22 protein-coding genes are annotated in these 19,664 nt (G+C 35.1%); 13 read left to right on the top strand and 9 right to left on the bottom strand.

Annotation, left to right across the window (positions count from 1 at the left end; all coding sequences use genetic code 11):
• Positions 1–40: 40 nt before the first annotated feature.
• Positions 41–1,687 carry a dihydroxy-acid dehydratase gene (gene ilvD, locus LPC15_RS06645; protein WP_229234614.1) on the bottom strand — a complete coding sequence of 549 codons (1,647 nt, stop codon included), beginning with the start codon at positions 1,685–1,687 and terminating at the stop codon, positions 41–43.
• Between the two features lie 43 nt (positions 1,688–1,730).
• Positions 1,731–3,089: an O-phospho-L-seryl-tRNA:Cys-tRNA synthase gene (gene pscS / locus LPC15_RS06640; RefSeq protein ID WP_229234613.1), complete on the bottom strand. Its 1,359-nt coding sequence runs from the start codon at positions 3,087–3,089 to the stop codon at positions 1,731–1,733.
• 131 nt (positions 3,090–3,220) lie between these two features.
• Here pscS and ectA point away from each other — a divergent pair, with 131 nt between their 5' ends.
• The 3 genes from ectA to LPC15_RS06625 are packed head-to-tail and all read left to right on the top strand — an operon-like array spanning position 3,221 to position 5,374.
• The gene (gene ectA, locus LPC15_RS06635) at positions 3,221–3,724 is read left to right on the top strand and encodes a diaminobutyrate acetyltransferase (protein ID WP_229234612.1); all 504 of its coding nucleotides are present in this window, start codon (positions 3,221–3,223) and stop codon (positions 3,722–3,724) included.
• Between the two features lie 5 nt (positions 3,725–3,729).
• A complete protein-coding gene (gene ectB, locus LPC15_RS06630) occupies positions 3,730–4,992 on the top strand; it encodes a diaminobutyrate--2-oxoglutarate transaminase (RefSeq protein ID WP_229234611.1) in 1,263 nt (420 codons plus the stop codon).
• Positions 4,982–5,374 carry an ectoine synthase gene (locus LPC15_RS06625; protein WP_229234610.1) on the top strand — a complete coding sequence of 131 codons (393 nt, stop codon included), beginning with the start codon at positions 4,982–4,984 and terminating at the stop codon, positions 5,372–5,374. The genes ectB and LPC15_RS06625 overlap by 11 nt, the downstream gene beginning before the upstream one ends.
• On the opposite strand, the gene LPC15_RS06620 is transcribed toward LPC15_RS06625, so the two are convergent.
• Positions 5,266–6,258 (bottom strand): FAD:protein FMN transferase, encoded by a 993-nt coding sequence (locus LPC15_RS06620; RefSeq protein ID WP_229234609.1) that lies wholly within the window; start codon positions 6,256–6,258, stop codon positions 5,266–5,268. The two genes, LPC15_RS06625 and LPC15_RS06620, sit on opposite strands and share 109 nt — an antisense overlap.
• Positions 6,259–6,621: 363 nt before the next feature.
• Between LPC15_RS06620 and LPC15_RS06615 the strand changes: the two genes are divergently transcribed.
• On the top strand, positions 6,622–7,611 hold the full coding sequence (locus LPC15_RS06615) for a PHP domain-containing protein (RefSeq protein WP_229234608.1): 990 nt from the start codon (positions 6,622–6,624) through the stop codon (positions 7,609–7,611).
• Between the two features lie 14 nt (positions 7,612–7,625).
• On the opposite strand, the gene LPC15_RS06610 is transcribed toward LPC15_RS06615, so the two are convergent.
• Together LPC15_RS06610 and LPC15_RS06605 are read right to left on the bottom strand one after the other, a co-directional pair.
• On the bottom strand, positions 7,626–8,432 hold the full coding sequence (locus LPC15_RS06610) for an SIR2 family NAD-dependent protein deacylase (protein WP_229234606.1): 807 nt from the start codon (positions 8,430–8,432) through the stop codon (positions 7,626–7,628).
• Positions 8,429–8,887 carry a metallophosphoesterase family protein gene (locus tag LPC15_RS06605; RefSeq protein WP_229234604.1) on the bottom strand — a complete coding sequence of 153 codons (459 nt, stop codon included), beginning with the start codon at positions 8,885–8,887 and terminating at the stop codon, positions 8,429–8,431. Before LPC15_RS06605 ends, LPC15_RS06610 begins: the two co-directional genes overlap by 4 nt.
• Positions 8,888–9,152: 265 nt before the next feature.
• Here LPC15_RS06605 and LPC15_RS06600 point away from each other — a divergent pair, with 265 nt between their 5' ends.
• The 9 genes from LPC15_RS06600 (at position 9,153) to speB (ending at position 16,616) form a co-directional block, all read left to right on the top strand.
• Positions 9,153–9,611 carry a thioredoxin family protein gene (locus tag LPC15_RS06600; RefSeq protein WP_229234603.1) on the top strand — a complete coding sequence of 153 codons (459 nt, stop codon included), beginning with the start codon at positions 9,153–9,155 and terminating at the stop codon, positions 9,609–9,611.
• Positions 9,612–9,841: 230 nt separating this feature from the next.
• Complete coding sequence (locus LPC15_RS06595; protein ID WP_229234602.1) at positions 9,842–10,657, top strand: 4Fe-4S binding protein; 816 nt, start codon at positions 9,842–9,844, stop codon at positions 10,655–10,657.
• Between the two features lie 67 nt (positions 10,658–10,724).
• A complete protein-coding gene (locus LPC15_RS06590) occupies positions 10,725–11,252 on the top strand; it encodes a rubrerythrin family protein (protein ID WP_229234600.1) in 528 nt (175 codons plus the stop codon).
• Positions 11,253–11,342: 90 nt separating this feature from the next.
• Complete coding sequence (locus tag LPC15_RS06585; protein ID WP_229234599.1) at positions 11,343–12,848, top strand: hydantoinase/oxoprolinase family protein; 1,506 nt, start codon at positions 11,343–11,345, stop codon at positions 12,846–12,848.
• Positions 12,845–13,930 carry a histone deacetylase gene (locus tag LPC15_RS06580; RefSeq protein ID WP_229234594.1) on the top strand — a complete coding sequence of 362 codons (1,086 nt, stop codon included), beginning with the start codon at positions 12,845–12,847 and terminating at the stop codon, positions 13,928–13,930. The genes LPC15_RS06585 and LPC15_RS06580 overlap by 4 nt, the downstream gene beginning before the upstream one ends.
• Before the next feature lie 25 nt (positions 13,931–13,955).
• On the top strand, positions 13,956–14,759 hold the full coding sequence (locus LPC15_RS06575; protein ID WP_229234592.1) for an ROK family protein: 804 nt from the start codon (positions 13,956–13,958) through the stop codon (positions 14,757–14,759).
• Positions 14,747–15,346: a DUF2119 family protein gene (locus tag LPC15_RS06570; RefSeq protein WP_229234589.1), complete on the top strand. Its 600-nt coding sequence runs from the start codon at positions 14,747–14,749 to the stop codon at positions 15,344–15,346. Before LPC15_RS06575 ends, LPC15_RS06570 begins: the two co-directional genes overlap by 13 nt.
• Positions 15,347–15,367: 21 nt before the next feature.
• On the top strand, positions 15,368–15,754 hold the full coding sequence (locus LPC15_RS06565; RefSeq protein ID WP_229234587.1) for a translation initiation factor IF-5A: 387 nt from the start codon (positions 15,368–15,370) through the stop codon (positions 15,752–15,754).
• 10 nt (positions 15,755–15,764) lie between these two features.
• Positions 15,765–16,616 (top strand): agmatinase, encoded by an 852-nt coding sequence (gene speB / locus LPC15_RS06560; RefSeq protein WP_229234586.1) that lies wholly within the window; start codon positions 15,765–15,767, stop codon positions 16,614–16,616.
• A gap of 117 nt (positions 16,617–16,733) precedes the next feature.
• Here speB and LPC15_RS06555 read toward each other — a convergent pair whose 3' ends face one another.
• The 4 genes from LPC15_RS06555 to LPC15_RS06540 all read right to left on the bottom strand — a co-directional run bounded on the left by LPC15_RS06555 (position 16,734) and on the right by LPC15_RS06540 (position 19,654).
• Positions 16,734–17,021, bottom strand: a complete 288-nt coding sequence (locus LPC15_RS06555; protein WP_229234584.1) for a hypothetical protein — start codon at positions 17,019–17,021, stop codon at positions 16,734–16,736.
• 196 nt (positions 17,022–17,217) lie between these two features.
• A complete protein-coding gene (locus tag LPC15_RS06550) occupies positions 17,218–18,045 on the bottom strand; it encodes a MaoC/PaaZ C-terminal domain-containing protein (protein WP_229234583.1) in 828 nt (275 codons plus the stop codon).
• Between the two features lie 50 nt (positions 18,046–18,095).
• Positions 18,096–19,031 (bottom strand): SDR family oxidoreductase, encoded by a 936-nt coding sequence (locus LPC15_RS06545; RefSeq protein WP_229234582.1) that lies wholly within the window; start codon positions 19,029–19,031, stop codon positions 18,096–18,098.
• Between the two features lie 335 nt (positions 19,032–19,366).
• A complete protein-coding gene (locus LPC15_RS06540) occupies positions 19,367–19,654 on the bottom strand; it encodes a hypothetical protein (protein ID WP_229234581.1) in 288 nt (95 codons plus the stop codon).
• Between the last annotated feature and the right edge of the window lie 10 nt (positions 19,655–19,664).

Here is a 19,664-nt window from a genome sequence, read left to right as displayed (position 1 = left end):
CCGAGACATTCGTCTCGGTCTGCCTATTCCCTAATTTTTTTTATCTCAAAACACCGCCATCTGCAGCAGACGAGACCTGGCGAGAATATCTTAATAAGTATCCTTTTAATTCTTTTTTAATCGGTTTCCATGCTTTTTTACGATTATTAATCTCTTCATCATCTAAATCTGTTCGTATAATTCCTTTTGGTATATCAATCTCTATCAAATCTCCATCTTTCAATAATGCAATCATTCCCCCCTCAGCAGCTTCTGGAGAGATGTGTCCTATACATGGCCCTTTAGTCCCGCCAGAGAATCTACCATCGGTTACCAATGCTACCGATTTGTCTAACCCCATCGCAGATATTGCAGAGGTTGGATTTAACATTTCTGGCATTCCCGGTGCGCCTTTAGGACCGACGTATCGTATAACTACAACATCTCCTTTATCTATCTTTTTGTTTAATATCGCATCCATAGCATCTTCTTCACAATCAAATATAACAGCTCTACCTTTAAAATGTAACATAGATTTATCTATTGCGGCAGTTTTAACAACACAACCTTTTTCTGCCAAATTACCAAACAAAACTTTTAAACCACCTGTTTTGTGGTATGGATTGTCTAACGGTCTGATAACATCTTCATTAACGATCTTTGCATTTTTCACAATATCTTTTAATTTACGCTTTGTAACCGTTCTTACATCATTAAATAGATCTATTGCTCTTCTAACAACTGCAGGAATCCCTCCTGCCTCGTGTAAATCTTTCATCGTGTATGGACCACTCGGGTCTAAACTACAGATATGCCGTGTCCTTTCATTTATCTCATTGAATAATTTTAAATCTATCTTTATTCCCATCTCGTTTGCTATTGCAGGAATATGTAGCACAGTATTGGTAGATCCACCTAATAGCATATCAAGAGTTATAGCATTCTCAAATGATTCATAAGATATAAAATCACTCGGTTTATAATCTTCTTTTACCATTTGGACTATTCTAATGCCACTCTCTTTTGCTATTCTTCTTTTTTCAGCCGATACCGCCAATGCTGTCGCACAATACGGAAGAGATAGCCCTAATACTTCTGTAATACATGACATGGTATTTGCCGTGTATAGACCTTGACAACTTCCGCAACCAGGAGTACAATTATCTTCGATACCTTTTAGATCTTCTTTGTCTATATTACCCTCTTTATACTTCGAAAATGCATCGTGTGCAGAGATGAATGTTAACTTTTTACCTTCATAATATCCTGGAAGCATAGGACCTCCTGTAACGAATATTGCCGGTATATCCATCCTTAATGCAGACATAAGCATACCTGGTATTATCTTATCACAGCTACATAGCATAACGATCCCATCTAGCCTATGTGCCTCTACCATCAATTCCACAGAATCTGATATTATCTCTCTCGATGGTAAAGAATATCTCATGCCATTATGACCCATTGCTATCCCATCGCATATACCTATAGTTCCAAATTCGAAGGAAACACCACCTGAAGAACTTATACCATCTTTTACGCTTTTTGCAAGATCTTTTAAATGTAGATGTCCTGGGACGATCTCGTTCCAAGCGTTAGCAATACCTATAAAAGGTTTATCAAAATCTCCGTCTATCAACCCATCCGCCTTTAATAACGCTCTTTGGGGCGTTTTCATAAATCCTTTTTTTATATCATCGCTTCTCATTTGATTCTCCTTAAGTCTTTTTAACATTTAAATATTTCAGCAATTATTCGACATCTAATCCGTATTTTTCTGCTATATCAATAAAAGAGCTGGATAGATACTTTATTTGATCCCAATTTAATCCGTAAGTGTTTAGTTTGAAATTTTTACTTGATCCAGGAAACAATCCGGTAATTTTACGTGCGTTCAGCTCATCGTAAAGGAAGAAACCTTTTCTTTTGTGTTTTTTTGCTATTTTATCGAAAGATTCGTTTGTATCTACTCTTGTCAAAGTATGTTTTCTTGGTAATTCAGACGAGACCTTGTTCCCCTTTATCTTTAAAAACTCTGATATAAAAAAATTTGATTTTTTAATCTCTTCGTTCCAATTTTTTACCCTCTCCTTGACTTTAGGAAAAGAGGCAATCATTGCAACTAATGGAGCGCCCATAACAGTACAACCTAACAAATATGGTTCTTTTATTCCAAACTTTCTTCCTGTTATATCACCTTTTTGTTTGGTTGTCTTGAATACCACATCTTTAAATTCATCAGTCGTTGCAAGAACGCCTGTCGGTGCAGGAGAAGCCATTGATTTATGGCCAGAACCGACAATAAAGTCCGAGCCAATCTTTTTTCCATCTACAGGCATTATACCAACGGTATATGCACCATTATATAGAAAAGGTATCTCATAATCTTTGCATACACGGGATATCCCATAGACATCGTGCTCGTTTCCATAATTATAATCGATATGATCTATAGCCACCAATTTTGGCAACTTCCCAGTCTCTTCTTTAACCTTCTCTATCTTTTTTGCCGTCTCTTCTGCAGTTACAACGTTATTTTTTCCAGCAGGTATCTCCTTCCATACAGCACCCATAGACTCAATAGACAGTGCCAATGTATAATGAGACAAGGATGAGATCAATACGATATCATTCTTATTTAACAATGCGTTGGCTACTATTTGAAAACCGTTTCTTGCTCCGCGTACAACACGTACATCGTCCATATTCAAAAATTCTGCTAATTCGGAAATAAATTCTTGAATAGGTGGTTTTTTTATACAATCCAACCTGAACGGTTTAAAGCAATTATCACAAACGGAGTAGCCATCTCCATAGGATATAAGAACTTTTCGTGCCTCTGGTGTAAGACGACCACCTGCTTGTATCGGGTCTATGTTTATAAACTCTTCTTCTCTAGTTCTGATCTCGATCTTATCAGATATGTATCTTATACTGCTACCATCATCGATCGATTCAAGGTTTAATTTATCCAAAGTCTGTATTGTTTCTTTCAATATCTTATTAAATTCTTTCTTGTCTTTCTCATCTAAATTAAATGGGGTATTCTTCCTTAATATCTCTCTTAGATCTTCAAGGTAGAACATTGCCTTATACAAATCGTATATCATTAAGAGAATCACTCCTTTTTATATAAAATACGTTTTATTAAGTTTAAATATATGCTTTAAGTAAATTTTACGAAAAATTTTAAATATAATGACCTTTTTTAGGATAACAAGCATAAAAATACGGTCCTTAGATGAGTATATCAGAAAATCTGGTTCATTTTAGGAAACCTAAAAAAAAGGATGCTTATCAGATATACAATCTAGTAAAAAATTCACCGCCTCTAGAACTTAATACATACTATGCATACCTGCTCTTTACGACACATTTTAGAGATACATCAGTAGTTATGTTAAATAAAGATGGTCGAGTTTTAGGGTTTATTGCTGGTTACAGAATACCTTGTAAAATAAATACACTGTTTATCTGGCAGATATGTACTGATAAAACAGTACAGGGCAGAGGTTTAGCAAAAAAGATGGTGAATAGTATAATCAACAGAAAAGAGAATAAAGACATCGAGTTTATAGAAGCAACGGTAACACCAAGTAATATAGATTCGAATATCTTTTTTAAAAGTTTGGCATCTTTCTTCAAAAGTGAGTTTTCTTGTATGGACTATTTTAAAAAAGAGGATTTTTTACCTTTCGATCATGAAAAAGAGATTATATATAGAATTAAATTAAAAAAAGGATGAGATATATGAGAGTTTTTAGAGATTATGAGTCAAAAGTAAGAGGATATATAAGATCGTTTCCCACTATATTCAAGAAGGCAAAAGGTTCTTTACTGTATGATGAACAGGATAAAGAATACATCGATTTTTTTGCAGGTGCAGGTGCTTTAAACTATGGGCATAACAATGATATAATAAACGATGCTCTAGTTGATTATATAAAATCGGATGGAATCATGCACGGGCTTGACTTGGCAACAACCGCAAAAAAGGATTTTATATTAAAATTTGTCGATACAATTTTACAACCCAGAAACATGGATTATAAAATCCAATTTACAGGTCCTACAGGTACAAACGCAGTTGAGACAGCATTAAAACTCGTACGTATTGTAAAAAGGCGATCTAACGTAGTAGCGTTCACCAATGGTTTTCATGGTTTAACCATGGGATCTCTAGCTATAACAGGGAATGCTTTTTATAGAGACGAGGCTTACATAAGCAGATGTAACGTCTTTTTCATGCCTTATGATAAATATTTTGGTGATGATGTAGATACCATAAACTATTTTAGGAAATATTTAGAAGATCCAAGTAGTGGATTAGACTTACCTGCAGCGGTTATAGTTGAGACAGTACAAGCAGAAGGAGGCGTAAATGTTGCCTCTTTTGAATGGTTAAAAGAGTTGGAAGATCTATGCCGGGAGTTCGATATATTATTAATTGTCGATGATATCCAGGTAGGTAATGGTAGAACTGGAAAATTTTTCAGTTTTGAGGATGCAAATATATATCCAGACGTAATAACGGTGTCTAAATCGATAGGTTGCGGATTACCGCTGGCTTTTATATTATTTAAACCTGAATTAGATCAATGGAGACCAGGAGAACATACAGGAACGTTTAGAGGCAATAATTTAGCATTTGTTGCTTCCACAAAGGCTTTAGATTATTATTGGACTACAGATGACCTATCGTTGGCAGTAGAGAACAAATCAAAGATGTTACACGAACGATTGGTTGAGATCGTAGACAAATATCCTCAATTAGAATTAGCCGTTCGAGGTAGAGGGATGATATACGGATTAGAATGCAAAGATAAAAATTTTGCGTCATTAGTATCAAAAAAAGCCTTTGAAAAAGGTTTGATAATCGAATTGGCCGGACCAAACGATGAAGTATTAAAGTTTTTACCGCCTTTAGTGATAGAAAATGATCTATTGATGAAAGGATTGGATATAATCGATGAATCGATCGATGAGATACTGGAGGGAAAAAATGATAGTTAGAAGTGTTGAATATATAAAAGGAACAGATAGAGAGATATATGCAAAGAAAGGGACTTGGATCTCCAGAAGATTTCTACTAAAAGATGATGGAATGGGTTTCTCTTTTCACGAAACTATTATTTTTGCGGGGACTGAGACTTTTATCTGGTATAAAAATCATTTAGAAGCGGTATATTGTGTTGGTGGGGTTGGAGAGATAGAAGATATTGAGAATAACAAGATTTATCCATTATACGATGGTGTTATGTATGCGTTAAATAATCACGATAAACATTATCTGCGTGCTACCACTGAGGATTTAAGATTAATATGTGTATTTAATCCGCCGTTAGTCGGTAAAGAAGACCATGATGAGGATGGTTCGTATCCGTTGTTGGAGTGATATAACTGCAGATCTTCAAACCTGCTTAGATTATCTGATCTATAGATGTTTCTATTTTTATCGATTATTAAAGTTTCCACATCATTTAGAGAATTTACCAAATTCAACCCTTCTTCTGGGCCTAATACGAAAACAGCCGTTGCTAATGCATCAGCATCGATACATTCATCCGCAATCACAGTCACACTTATAAGTTCTGAGGCAGGATACCCCGTTCTTGGATCGATTATATGATGAACTTTCTTTGAAGGATCAAAATATCGTTCATAGTTTCCTGATGTTGCTATTGCTTTATTTGAGATATTAAAAGATGTTAAATAGTTATTTGAGTCATCAGGATCGGTAAGGGCAACCTTCCAAACACCATCTCCAGCTGCCATATCTCCGCCAATATTGACAAGCGCTCTATCAAATCCCCCATCTCGCATTATTTTTAATGCTCTATCTGCCGCATAACCTTTAGCTATACCACCAAGGTCGATCTGTACTCCATCAAGAAAGATCATCTTCTTATCTATTGTTATCTTTTCATAGCCGATCTGGCTGAGTTCATCTTTTATTATTCTGTTTTGCATCTCTAAATCCTCTTTCCATAGTCCTTTTTTCCATAATTCTAAGATAGGATGTATCGTTACATCGAATGCACCGTCAGAGAGTTTTGAATAGTATATTGATTTTTTGATGAGATACTCTAACTCAGGAGTGATCTCTTCTTCTGTTAAGTATCCTTTAGTATTGAGAGCATAGATAACGCTATCCTTATTATAAAACGATAAAACGTCTTCTATCCTCTCGATCTCAGAAAATGCTTCATTTATCACTCTATTTGCATTTTTTTTGTTAAAAAGAGTACTTTCTACACTTATTGTTACAAAAGTATCCATATAGCTCCTTGTTTCTGTGGTTTTGACCGGTATAACAAATAGTGTGGATAAAATAGATATAAAAATGATTAAAATAATGAATATAATAATATATGTATTCCTTTTATTCATAGGTATCATATCTATTTGTTACATAATCTTTATCACATCAATTTATCGATTAATTTTAGTATTTTTAAATCTTTAGATCAGTTATATGGCTTATTTTGATGATATATAACTATTTATAAAAGATATATAAGAGTTCGTAAAATTTGGCAGTTATTTATATATCAAATCATTAAATATAAAAATCTCTTTTTTTTTATATACAAATTAGAAATCTTTATATATTATTGATTGCCTATTGAGATTGTATATCAAATGAGACTGAGTAAAAGTAAAGTTACGAATCAAAGGTTCGTAGCTCACAAACCGAAGATTTGTGAAGATAAGATCGGTATAGCAGATATTCATTCCCACACATGTTATTCTGGTTTCAGCCAATTATTTCATTTTTTAAAATATCCAGAGTCGGTTGCTACACCGGATAAGATGGTAGATAAGGCAATAGAAAAAAATATAGATGTTTTATGTATCACAGATCATAATGAGATAGATGGCGCGATCAGAGGACAAAAATATGCTAAAACTGGTAAGTTAGATATAGATGTCGTAATCGGGGAAGAGATCACTACCGCATCTGGTGAGATTCTTGGAATTTTTTTAAATGAGCGAATCCCACCTAAGCTTAAAGTGGAGGAGACAATCGATCTGATCCATGAACAAGGTGGTTTAGCTATTGTACCTCACCCTTTCAGTTATTTTTGCCCAAGTATTGGCTGGAGAGCAAGAGGCCTGCCTATCGATGGCGTAGAGGTATTAAACGGAGCACATATCGATCCATACGTAAATAAATTGGCTAAAAAATTGTTTGCCAACTATTTTTCAAATGTTGGTGGAAGTGATGCGCATTCACCTAAAATGATTGGTAACGCATTCACAATATTCAACGGAAAAACATCAGACGAGCTTTATAATGCAATAATACATAAAGAGACCAAAGCAGAGGGTAGATCTTCACCGTTGAGACATTGGATATATTGGACGATGGAAATTGCTTATGGTGTCTTTGAGAGGCTGATAAGACCACCTAACAACAAAAAAATCAGTGAAGATACGGATTGGTTTGCAGATCCTCTATCATTGATCGATAACCTGAGTATCTTTAAAAAGATAATTGTTGGATGCGGCTGTGTAACATTTATCGGAACACCATTACCTTTGTTATGTGGTATGATAGGGGACGGATGGACTCTTTGGAATGGGCATAAAAAATGGCGAGAAGTAACGAATAAGGTAACATCTTTATAATAATATAAAATGAGCTATTTCATCAATCTTTTTACTTCTTTTACCACCCTTGGCAGAACCGTACCTATCTTTCCATGAATCACTACATCCGCAACGTTATCGTATGGTGTCTTCTCGATGTTGATTATTACAAGTTTTGCTCCATGCTCTTTTGCCAACCTTGGAAGGCTCGATACAGGATAGACTACTAATGAAGAACCGATAGCAAGTAACATATCACATCTGCTTACATATTCGATAGATCTTGAAAGGGCTTTTTTTGGTAACATCTCGCCAAAAAATACGACATCTGGTTTTATTATGCCTCCGCAAGGGCATTTTGGTGGAATCTTCTGTTGTTCTATTGTTTCTGCCAAAAATTCATCAAATTCTATCTTTTTATTGCAACGAAGACAACTTGCGGTCTTCATCGATCCATGTATCTCTATGACATTCTTGCATCCTGCTTTTTGATGTAGCATATCCACGTTTTGTGTGATGATCCCCTCAAGTTTATTTATCGTTTCTAATTCTGCCAATGCTTTATGTCCTTCATTAGGTTCTGAGGTAAATATACTTGTGATATCCAGATCAGAGATAAGATTTATTAATTCATCAAGATCTAATCCTTTTATAAAAGAGTCTATACTTGCAAACTTCATTGGATCGATTTTTTCCCATATACCTGTTCCAGGGCTTCTAAAATCTGGAATTCCAGATTCTGTTGACATTCCTGCACCAGTTAGGGCAACGATAGATTTTGAATCTTTGATTAACTCTGCGGTCTTTTTTATTTTTTCATCGAGCGTTTTATCCAAAGAATTATTATTAAAATCGTTCATAATTTGATAATATCACCTCGTATCTCACCATTATCTATGTTTAGCAATCCGTAAGATTTTCTTGCAGTTCCTGGATTGAAAAGAAGGGTATTGTTTATAATTTTGTTCATAGGTATATGGGTATGCCCATAAATTATTACATCGACATCATCAAACCGTTTCAGTAGTTTATATTCTAATCCAAACGGTGCTCCCCAACCATGTATAACACGTATCTTCTTGCCATCTATCTCTATTTTTTCCGTATCTGGTAAGATCTTTTTTATATCTAAAGAATCCATATTACCTTTTACCGCTACAACATCTTTTACTAATTTTAACTCATTTAAGACATCGATAGATGTTATATCCCCAGCATGAACTACCAGATCTACATCTTTCAATGCATCTATAATTCTATGATCGACATCTCTTATTGTATCCGCATGTGTATCCGATATTACACCTATAAGCATAAGATACCTCCTTTATTATTTATATGAAAATTAGAGTATGTGAACTACCCCTCGCTATTGCAATTCTCGATCTCCACAAGCGTAAATTCCCTCTATCCCATCGGTACATACATAATATATTATTCTACTACTTATATACTTTTCCCTTTATTCCCAGCTTTCGCAAGGGGACTTCTCGGCGGTAAGTTAAATTTTAATATTCTTGTCTTATTAAAGGGAAAATTTATATTTAAGTCTAATGTTGATCCATATTAAAGGGGTTGAAATGATAAAGAAGATAGCAGTAGTATCCTTGTTTTTGTTGTTATTGTCAGGTAGTATATTTGTCTCATCTGTGGCAGAAACAGCATCAAACAAATCAATCAATTGGTATACTTATGATGAAGGAATGATATTAGCTAAAAACCAAAATAAACCTGTAATGATCTATTTTACGACGGATTTGTGCCCTCATTGTAGAAATTTAGAACAGAACGTATTTATGGATGAGAGGATGGCAGAAAAATTAGCCAATAATTTTGTCTGTATCAAAGTAGATGCTGATAAAGAGAAAGATATAGTTGATAAATATAAAAAAGGTGGATTTTTAGGGGGTTTTATGCCTATGCCAGTTCCAACAGTAATATTTGCAAATTCTCAAGGCAACGAGGTATATAGGATTGAAGGGGAGAGAAGTATAGAGGATTTTAACAAAATAGTGGATGACTTACTTAACATGCTTTAAAATTTTCAAAAAATCTAAATATCGTTAAAGATCGCATGAATCTCAGCAATAAAAAGTACTGGATGGTTGGATTACCTCTATTTTTAATCTTTTTAGTATACGGAATGATTCAAGAGGAGCATATTATGGTGTTCAACCATGCCCAGGTGTTATGTACCTACTGTATCGGAATAAAGTGATTTCTATACGACAGATCATAAGATAACAATAAAATTATTATAATATGTGAAATGTTAAAAAATATCGGGAAGAAGATCGGTTCGCTAAGAACAAAAGTGCAGATATCTTTCATGATATTGGCGAACTCTTTGTTTCTAAAACACCTCATGTTCTTTCCGTTTCCTATAATGAACTGTTATTCATGCCCATTAGCCGTTTTTTCCTGCCCAATCGGGACTCTCCAATATTTTATAGGTATTGGTGCAGTTCCTTTCTATACAGTAGGAGTTTTAGGAAGCATTGGCTCATTGTTTGGCAGATTTAGTTGTGGATGGGCATGTCCTTTTGGATTTATCCAAGATTTATTATATAAGATAAAGATACCCTTCTTTAAAAAAAGGGTTATTCCTGAGAGATACGGTATTATAAAATATATATTCTTAGGAATTGTTATTTTGCTGCCTATTTTTATGGCTGTACCATTTTTCTGTATGATCTGCCCTGTAGGAACATTAGAGGCTGGAATACCAACAGTCCTGTTATTGAATCTCGATATAAACCTCTTCTTCTGGATAAAGATAGGTATTTTAATTGCAATAATTTTAACGATGTTCATATTTAGTAGGCCTTTCTGCAAACTTTTTTGTCCACTTGGAGCTATTTTAGGTCTTTTTAATAAGATAAGTGGTTTCAGATTAAGGGTGGATGACGGTTGTACAAAGTGTGGCAGATGTGAAAGAGTCTGTCCGATGAATATAAAAGTATACAAAAGCCCTAATTCTCCCAATTGTATAAGATGTCTTAAATGTGTAGAAGAGTGCAATAAGATATCTATTGAGAGACCATTAACCAATGATAAATCAAATAAAGCAGGTGACAATATTTAAAGGTCTAAAAAATATAGAAACTTATTTAAATATCGGTCATAATAAGATTAAAGGAGGTTTTAATTGAATGAAGATAGAGAGAGAGATGACAAAAAAGTTTATAGAAGAGGCATTTGCGGGAGAATCGATGGCACATATGAAGTACCAGATCTTTTCCGAGGTTGCAGAGAAGGAAGGTTTTCCGAATATTGCTAATCTGTTCAGAGCTATATCTTTTGCAGAACTGGTTCATGCCAGAAATCATTATAAATCCCTTGGCAATGTGAAAAAGACAGAAGAAAACTTACAGGAATGTATCAACGGTGAAAATTATGAAGTAAACGAGATGTATCCTGTATTCAACAATACAGCAAAATTACAAAACGAGAAAGATGCCGAAAAAAATACCTATTATGCGCTTGAGGCGGAAAAAATTCATGAAATAATATATAAAGAGTCTAAAGATTCAGTAAAACAGAATAAAGATATAGACGTGGATACGATATCTATCTGTCCTGTTTGTGGTTATACCGTCAAAGGAGAGCCCGTAGACCGTTGCCCAATCTGTGGCACATCTGGAAAAAAATTTGCCGTTTTTAAAACAACGTTAAAATAGGATACCAACTTATTTTTTCCAATTTTTAATAAATTTAATTAAAACATATCAAAAACTAAGAATAAGATTCAACATAAAAAGGATGTATAAATGAAGTTTATTGGAATAGATGTCGGCGGGACAAATACTGATGCGGTCAAGATAGAGGATGGAATTATAGACTATTTTAAAATTCCAAACGAGTGGGGCAGTATAATAGAAGCATTGAAGAAGCTGGGTGTTGCTAAAACGAGTAGAACTGTGGTTAGTTCATCTCTACCACTGAACTTGTTGTATGAAAAAAAAGGAGGAGAGACAAAGACTCTTATCATGGCAGGTCCTGGTTTAAATTTTTCAAATTTCGGTACAAATATAGAAGGATGCATAAACCACCGTGGTGATATTGTCGAGGATATCGTGGTAGAAGAGGTCGTAGGAAAACTTTTAAATAAAAAAGACAATCTTGCAGTAGTAGGAAAATTTTCGAATAGAAACCCTTCATTGGAAGAAAAAATTCTAAATATTGCATTAAACTATTATGATAGTACAAATATTGCTCTTGGGAGCGATATTCAAGGATTGTCATTTCCAAGACGTATAAACACGACTATATTGAACGCGAAGGTTAAAAGATCTATTGAAGACCTTACCAAAGCTATAGAAAATTATTCGTCATCCTTTTATTATTTCAAAGGAGATGGTGGCATCATTCCTCATAATTTAGCGATCAAAAACCCTTTGGATCTCGTAAATTCAAGCCCTGCAACAGCTGCATTGGGAGCATACTATCTAACAGGGGAGAAAAATGGATTGGTTATAGATATAGGCGGAACAACTACGGATTTTATTGAATTAATCGATGGGAAACCCAAATTAGTAGAAAATATAGAATTATGCGGGTACAAGACGCTTATAAGGAGCGTAGATACATGGGTAGTACCTATCGGCGGTGATTCGTATATAGATTTTAGCTCGAATAGAATAGGTCTAAAGAGAAAAGGGAACGCAGTAGCGTTTAAGGGGGAGTATATAACCTTGACCGATCTTTTAAACTGTATAGGTGAAAAGATAGGTGATTATAATCGATCTATATCCGCTATGAAGATGATCTCTAACAATTATAGAAACCTTGCAGAGAGTTTAGTAGAAAAAGCCATCGATCTGATATCTAAAGAATCTGGAAATCCGTCTAAGATCATCTGTACAGGTTATCTTGGAAAATATCTGGCACCAATGATAAGTGAGAGACTTAATTGTAGTTATATTGTTCCTAAATTTGCAGAAGTTGCTAACGCGATCGGTGCCGCTGTATCTAGGATATCTCTTATGCTATATCAGCGGATAGATACAGAAAGAGGGAGAATAATCTGGAACGGTACGGTTGAGAGGATAAAAGACGATGCCAGATCTTTATCTAGAGAAGAGATTATAGATATTGCGAAGAATAAAGTCAGATCTCTAGCGCTAAGATACGGAGCGGTTGAAGAGGATGTTAAAGACGTAGATCTTCTCTACTTTAATTCTTATAATATAATTAGAGGATGGTATAAATCTGGTCAGATATCAGATTGTATAGTCCAAATAAACCCTGGAATATCGAGCGAGGTCAAATCATGAAGACAGGAATCGTCTATCACGATTATTATTTAAAGCACGAACAGGGTCCTACACATCCCGAAAGACGTGAAAGATTGGAGTATACTATAGATCAACTGAGAGAAGAAGGAATCTTAGAAGACCCAAAAATAGAAATTATAAACCCGAGAAGAGCAACTTTGGAAGAGATACTCTCCGTTCATACAACAAGATACATAGAAAGATTGAAGAGTATGTCTGAGAAGGGAGGAATAATAGATCTCGATACTAGTGTTCCTGTTGGGTCATACGATAGTGCGATCTGGTCTGCTGGTGGAGCACTAACCGCCGCGGAGAAAGTATTTAATGGGAGCGTAAAAAATTCTTTTGCATTGATAAGGCCCCCAGGACATCATGCAAAGCCTGATAACGGAGCAGGATTCTGTTATTTGAACAATATGGCGATTATGATAAAGAATATGATAAAGAGAAGAACGATTAAAAGAGCCGCTATATTAGATTGGGATGCACATCATGGGGATGGCACTCAAGCGATCTTTTATGATGACCCAAACGTCTTGTATATATCGATCCATCAGGATGGCAGGACTCTATATCCTGGTAGCGGGTTTATAGATGAGATAGGTGTAGGTGAAGGAAAAGGATACAATATATGTATTCCAGTCCTCCCTGGCGCATCGGATGATGTATACAGATTAGCCCTCGACGAGATCTATATCCCTCTCGTGGAAGAGTTCAGACCAGATTTTATTGCTATATCTGCAGGGCAGGATAATCATTTTACAGACCCTTTGACAAATTTAGCGCTTACATCGAGAGGTTATGCAGAAATGATGAAAGATGCTGTTATATTATCAGATAAATTATGCAAAGGTAGATTAGTTGCTCTTTTAGAGGGAGGATATGGAGTAGAGGGAGGATTACCGTATGTAAATCTTGGCATCATAGCTGCGATGGCCGATATAGATATAACGAATATACGAGAACCGAAGATATACGAAGAAGTTTTAAGACGAAGGAGAAGAGACGTGCTGGATAGTGCAAAAGAGACTGTAAGAGGATTAAAACGTATATTAAAAGATTATTGGAGCTGTTTTAGATAAGAATAGTACAAACAAATATAACGTTATGATTTTAGGGATTGATATAGGCGGAACTAATACAAGACTTGTTTTATACGATTGTGAGGACTTTAGAGTTTTGGATAAAATTTTATCAAGCCAGAAGAACATAGAAGGATTATCTGGAAGAATAAATAGGATAGTTGAATCTTACGGTATAAACGCGATAGGTATAGGAATAGCCGGTTGGGTTAAAGATGGTAGAATTATAAAAACACCTAATATAAACGGTACGATTAAATTTGATCTTACAGCTCCTTATATATTGGAAAACGATGCAAATTGTTTTGCATACGGTTTTTATAAGTTATTGGCAGATAGTAAAATAAAAAATATCGTATGTATAACTGTAGGGACAGGAATAGGCTGTGGAATCGTAATAGATGGAAAGATATATAGAGGTAAAGGATTGGCGGGAGAACTAGCACATATAGTCATTGAAAAAGGGAGAATCTGCTCTTGCGGAGGAAGAGGACATCTTGAATCTTATTTTTCAGGCTGGTCTTTAGAAGAACAATTTAAAAAACCGATTAAAGAGGTAATGAGAGAGAATATAGAAGAATTTTATAGATTGAGAGAGGTCGATATCTTTATAAAGAGTATTGCAAATCTCATACTGGTTCTCGATCCGAATGCAATCGTTTTTGGTGGGGGTATCGGCATGAACTTCGATAAAAAAGTTGTTGAAGAGATGTTGAGGGATTATATCTTGCCAGAGTTTGATACCGAAGTGATAATTTTAAAAGATGAAGATATGGTGGCAAAAGGTGCAATCTTTCTAGCAAAGGAGACTTTTTATTGGCTGATATAAATTTGTATCAGGTTGGATTTGGCAGACCGAGAAGATTGTTTATAGCTGGATTGCATGGTGACGAATGGAGATATACATCCGATCTTCTCTTTCGTTTAAGCAATCCTGATATTGGATCTGTATATAAAGTTCCTGTAATAAGCAAAGGCAGATATATTAGTACTCTAAATCATAGATACTACGAATCGGAAGGTTCGATAGTTATAGAACTGATCAAAAAGATTAAACCAGACATATATATCGAATTACATTCTTATAAAAGAGAATATTTCAAAAATTTGGTAAGTAAAGATAGATTATCAGAAAAAGGTGTTCCTTCTTATGTAGAACTTGGAAACGGTCTATTAATAGGATCCGTTTCGCCATATTTAATCGATCATCTTTCTGATAAATCTCTTCATCTATCTTTTGAGGTGGCAAAAAACAGCAGAGAGTCGAGAAGAGAACTCTTAGAGGTATTAAATGCGGTTAATAACTCGACAGCGAATGATTTTCTTATATACCTATCAAAAAAATATCCTTCTGCATTAAAAAAAGCCGTCGAAGGATATATTTTATACCACAAGATGATTAGTTTTATATCTTGAAACTTGAATAAGAGGGATCATATGGATAAAAGACAGACAGAGGTAAGAACATTAAAAAAAGGTGGATACGTGATAGTGGATGACGAACCTTGTGTTATTATGAATATAACATCATCTAAACCTGGAAAACACGGTGCTGCAAAGGCAAGAATGGATGTTATTGGAATATTCGACGGTCAAAAAAGATCGATTGTTCAACCAGTAACTGCTAAAATATATGTACCGATCGTTGAAAGAAAGACTGCACAGGTTTTATCCGTAACTAAGGATACGGTCCAGCTGATGGACATGGAAACCTATGAGACGTTCGAATTACCATTAAAAGATGAATATAAAGAGAAGATTGAGCAAGGAAAAGAGGTTATGTATCTAGAATCCTTAGGAAAACGCAAATTGGATATTCAATAAAGTGGTAACTATGAACTTTGCAGATGCGGATCACAAGTATGAAGATGCAGATGTCGTAATAATAGGTGTTCCTTTTGATAAGACTGTCTCTTTCAGAGATGGTACAAGAGAAGCACCAGTCTACATAAGAGAGGCAAGTTATAACTTCGAGACGTATTATCTTGAGTACGATTCAGAGATCACAGAGGTATCTTTATGTGATCTGGGAGATCTAAATGTATCTACGGTAGAAGATGTCGCAAGAGAGGTTAGAAAATCTACAAACCAGATTTTATATGACGATAAACTTCCTATAATAATAGGAGGAGAACATTCTATAACAATCTACTCTTCTGGCGTATTTAAAGAAAAATTCAAAGATGACACCTTTTTTATAGTGGTCGATGCTCACTTAGATATGAGAGATCGATATAAAGATAACAAGTTTAGCCATGCTTGTGTATCTAGGCGAGTATTCGAGAAGTTTAATAATGATATCGCACTCATAGGACAGAGAAGCGGATCAAAAGATGAATACAAGTTTATACAAAAGAATAACATACCATTATATTCTTCTGACGATCTAAAGAATGGTGATCTAAAAGAGATTGTATCGGATATCAAAGATAAGGCTGAAGGAAAGAAGATATATTTGTCGCTCGATATGGATGCGTTAGATTGTATGCTGGCGCCAGGTGTGGGGAATCCAGAACCTTATGGGCTTAATCCGAACCAAGTAAGAGAGATAGTCTCGAGTTTCTCTAAAGATGTCTATCTATTTGATATAGTGGAAGTGTCTCCTAAATACGATTCTAATGGTGAGACAGCAATGTTAGCCGCTAAAATAATAAGGGATTTTATAATGGAAAAATATTTTGGATAATTTTTGCATAGGCTGTGCCATAATATCGAAATTGCTAAAAACATCTTTTTTTTGAAGAATGGGCAAATAATATAAAAACCATCTATCTTTCTTTTGTCATCCTTTTTGAATAAACTTTTATTTTGATATAATATCTATCTTTATATCATCTTCACCGTTCTCTTTTTTCAATACAACAATAGGCTGCCTTCCATCTGCAAATATTTTCTCTGTTACAGATCTTAGATGTCCTATATCTGCAGTCTCTAAAAATTTTTCTAGTAATTCTATCCTCCTTTCGATATATGGATCGTCTATTTCGGATAAAATATACTCATCTACGATCTTCCAATAGATCTTTTTTGCCATACATTCGATACAACAATCCCGATTAGGTTTTAACTCGATTCTTATAGCATCATCCATACGATCATCTTAATTTTTGATTTTTAACCTCCCAATATTTTTAACTTTCTAATTTTTATATTTTATATTCAAATATTTAAATTTTATCGATATAAAACAATATATTGATAAACAAAAAATAGAAAGAGTGGAAGATTACCGTTTACCATGCTTCGGTATCAACCTAAATCCGATTTAAGTTTAACAAAAGATTATCTTACCATAATTCTACCATAGCATTCGAGAGAACAACGACGCCGTCTTGATTTTTGGTCTGAATTATATACTCTTTATCACTTACCTTCCAGCCTTCAGTTACGATCGTATCGCCAGGATAAACTACATTCGAGAACCTCACTTCAAACGACTTAAATCTATTAGGATCGTTATCACAAAGGTGTTTAAGAACAGCTCTTCCTGCAAAGCCATATGTACATAATCCATGTAATATCGGCCTATCGTATCCAGCTGCCTTTGCAAACTCCGGATCTATATGTAATGGATTAAGATCTCCAGATAGACGATATATCAAATTCTGATTCGGTGGTATATGCATCTCTTCTCTGAAATCAGGCTCAACTCCTTCTGGTGGAATATTACCAGCTTTTGGTGGTTTTTTACCGCCAAATCCCCCATCACCTCGAACTAAGATGGAGAATGTGTTTGTAAAGATAAGATCGCCATTACTATCTCTTGTCTCTGCATCAGCATATGTTATAGAGTGTCTTCCTGTATCGTATATATTAGAGATCTTAGCAATCGTAGTAAGTCTACCTTCCGTTGGGATCTCCTTGTGAAGCACGATCTTCTGTCCTGCATGAAGAAGCATAACAAGATTCAAGTCTGCCTCGCCAAAACACCATGCCATTGCAGGAAATGGCGGTATCACTGCGAATGTCGGATAAACCTTTAGATCTGTCTCATAGACAAAATTTAGATCTTCGTTGCCAGCACCGATTCCGAGAGCGTAGAGAACCACATCCTTCCATGTATATTCATACTCGATAGGTTCGGACTCTCTTCCAAGAGCATCTAAATTTACCATTTTTATCACACTATCTTCTTTTATATCTAAATACTTATTCTTTTGAGATCTTACATTAAGAACATTGCCATCTTCGTTCCAAGATCCTCTGGCTCTACTCCTTCCATAAGTTCTTTCATTCTGGATAGCATATCTTTAACGTTCCAATTTGTATCTTCTTTCCTTATAGTCTTTATTGGATGCCATCCTTCCAACAGATCTATCCTTCCTCCCATCACATGAAAGACTCGGCCTGTTATATCCTTTGCCTCATCACTTGCCAGATAAACAACCAAGGCAGCTACGTTCTCAGGACCGAATATATCCAGTTTTCCCTCCTCCGGTTTTTCTGCCATCATTGCACCTATAACCCCGGGTGTCTCCACTGTAAGCCTTGTTCTTGCCTGAGGAACGATACAATTTACTCTTACTCCATATCTTCCAAGTTCCGCCGCGGCTATTATAGAGAAAGCAGCAATACCAGCTTTTGCAGACCCATAGTTTGTCTGTCCTGGATTTCCTATTAATCCTGCATCAGATGCAGTATTGATCACGCTTGCAGATACCTGTCTTCCTGCTTTGGATTCTTCTCTCCAATAAGCTGCAGCATGTCTAGTACAATTGAACGTCCCTTTTAAATGGACTGCTATAACAGCATCCCATTCTTCCTCGCTCATATTAACCAGCATTCTATCTCTTAATATTCCTGCATTATTGACAAGAATATCCAATCTACCGAATGTAGCAATAGTGTTATCGATCATCTTTTTAACAGCGTTATAATCTGCCACGTTTGTATAATCTGGTACGGCATCACTACCGATCTTTTTTATCTCATTTACAACTTCTTCTGCAGGCGTTTTATCTTCCGTCATCTTATCTCTCGCCGTGCCAACATCGTTAATTACTATCTTTGCCCCCTCTTTCGCCAAAGCCAGTGCGTGTTCTCTTCCAATACCTCTTCCTGCACCTGTCACAATGGCAACCTTTCCATCTAATAAACCCATTATCTATCCTCCTTTATTTTTTATTTATATGTTATATAAAAATTTCGTTATTTTATATAAAGATTTCGTTATTTATAATAATAAAATCTTTATATTTTAATGAATATAGACGCAAATCTTCTATTTTTGAGCACAGCGAGCAAGCTAAGGATAAATGCTGTATTGAATATTCATGGAAAACCTAAAGAAACATGCTTAGAGAAGCATTTTATATACCTTTGATTATAAAAAGGAGAAAAATAACGATCTTTAAAATTGATTATTAAAATACAGCATCAAATCTCAAATTTAAAATATAAAAAAGGAAATAATACTATAATAGATATTGATGTATATTAGAGAATTCCTTTCGATGGTGCTAGATTATTGAATGCAAGGATTACTATATGGAGTATATCATCCATTACCTTATCATAATCTGGGGAATCCAGCCATTCAAGCAGATATCCTACTGTTTCCGGTGATAAGATTGCTTCTATGAATGGAACGAGCAATTCGAGTACTGGTTCTAGTGCTTTTTGTGTCAGACTTGTCTTATATATAGCACCCACGAGATCCATCAATTGCTGACTATTCAAAAAAGGAACGACCAACTCATCCCTTAACAAATTCTCATCTCTCATTTAGATCACC

Source organism: Candidatus Methanoliparum sp. LAM-1 (assembly GCF_020885915.1).
Classification (GTDB): Archaea; Halobacteriota; Methanoliparia; order Methanoliparales; family Methanoliparaceae; genus Methanoliparum; species Methanoliparum thermophilum.
This window is presented reverse-complemented; position numbering and strand designations above follow the sequence as displayed.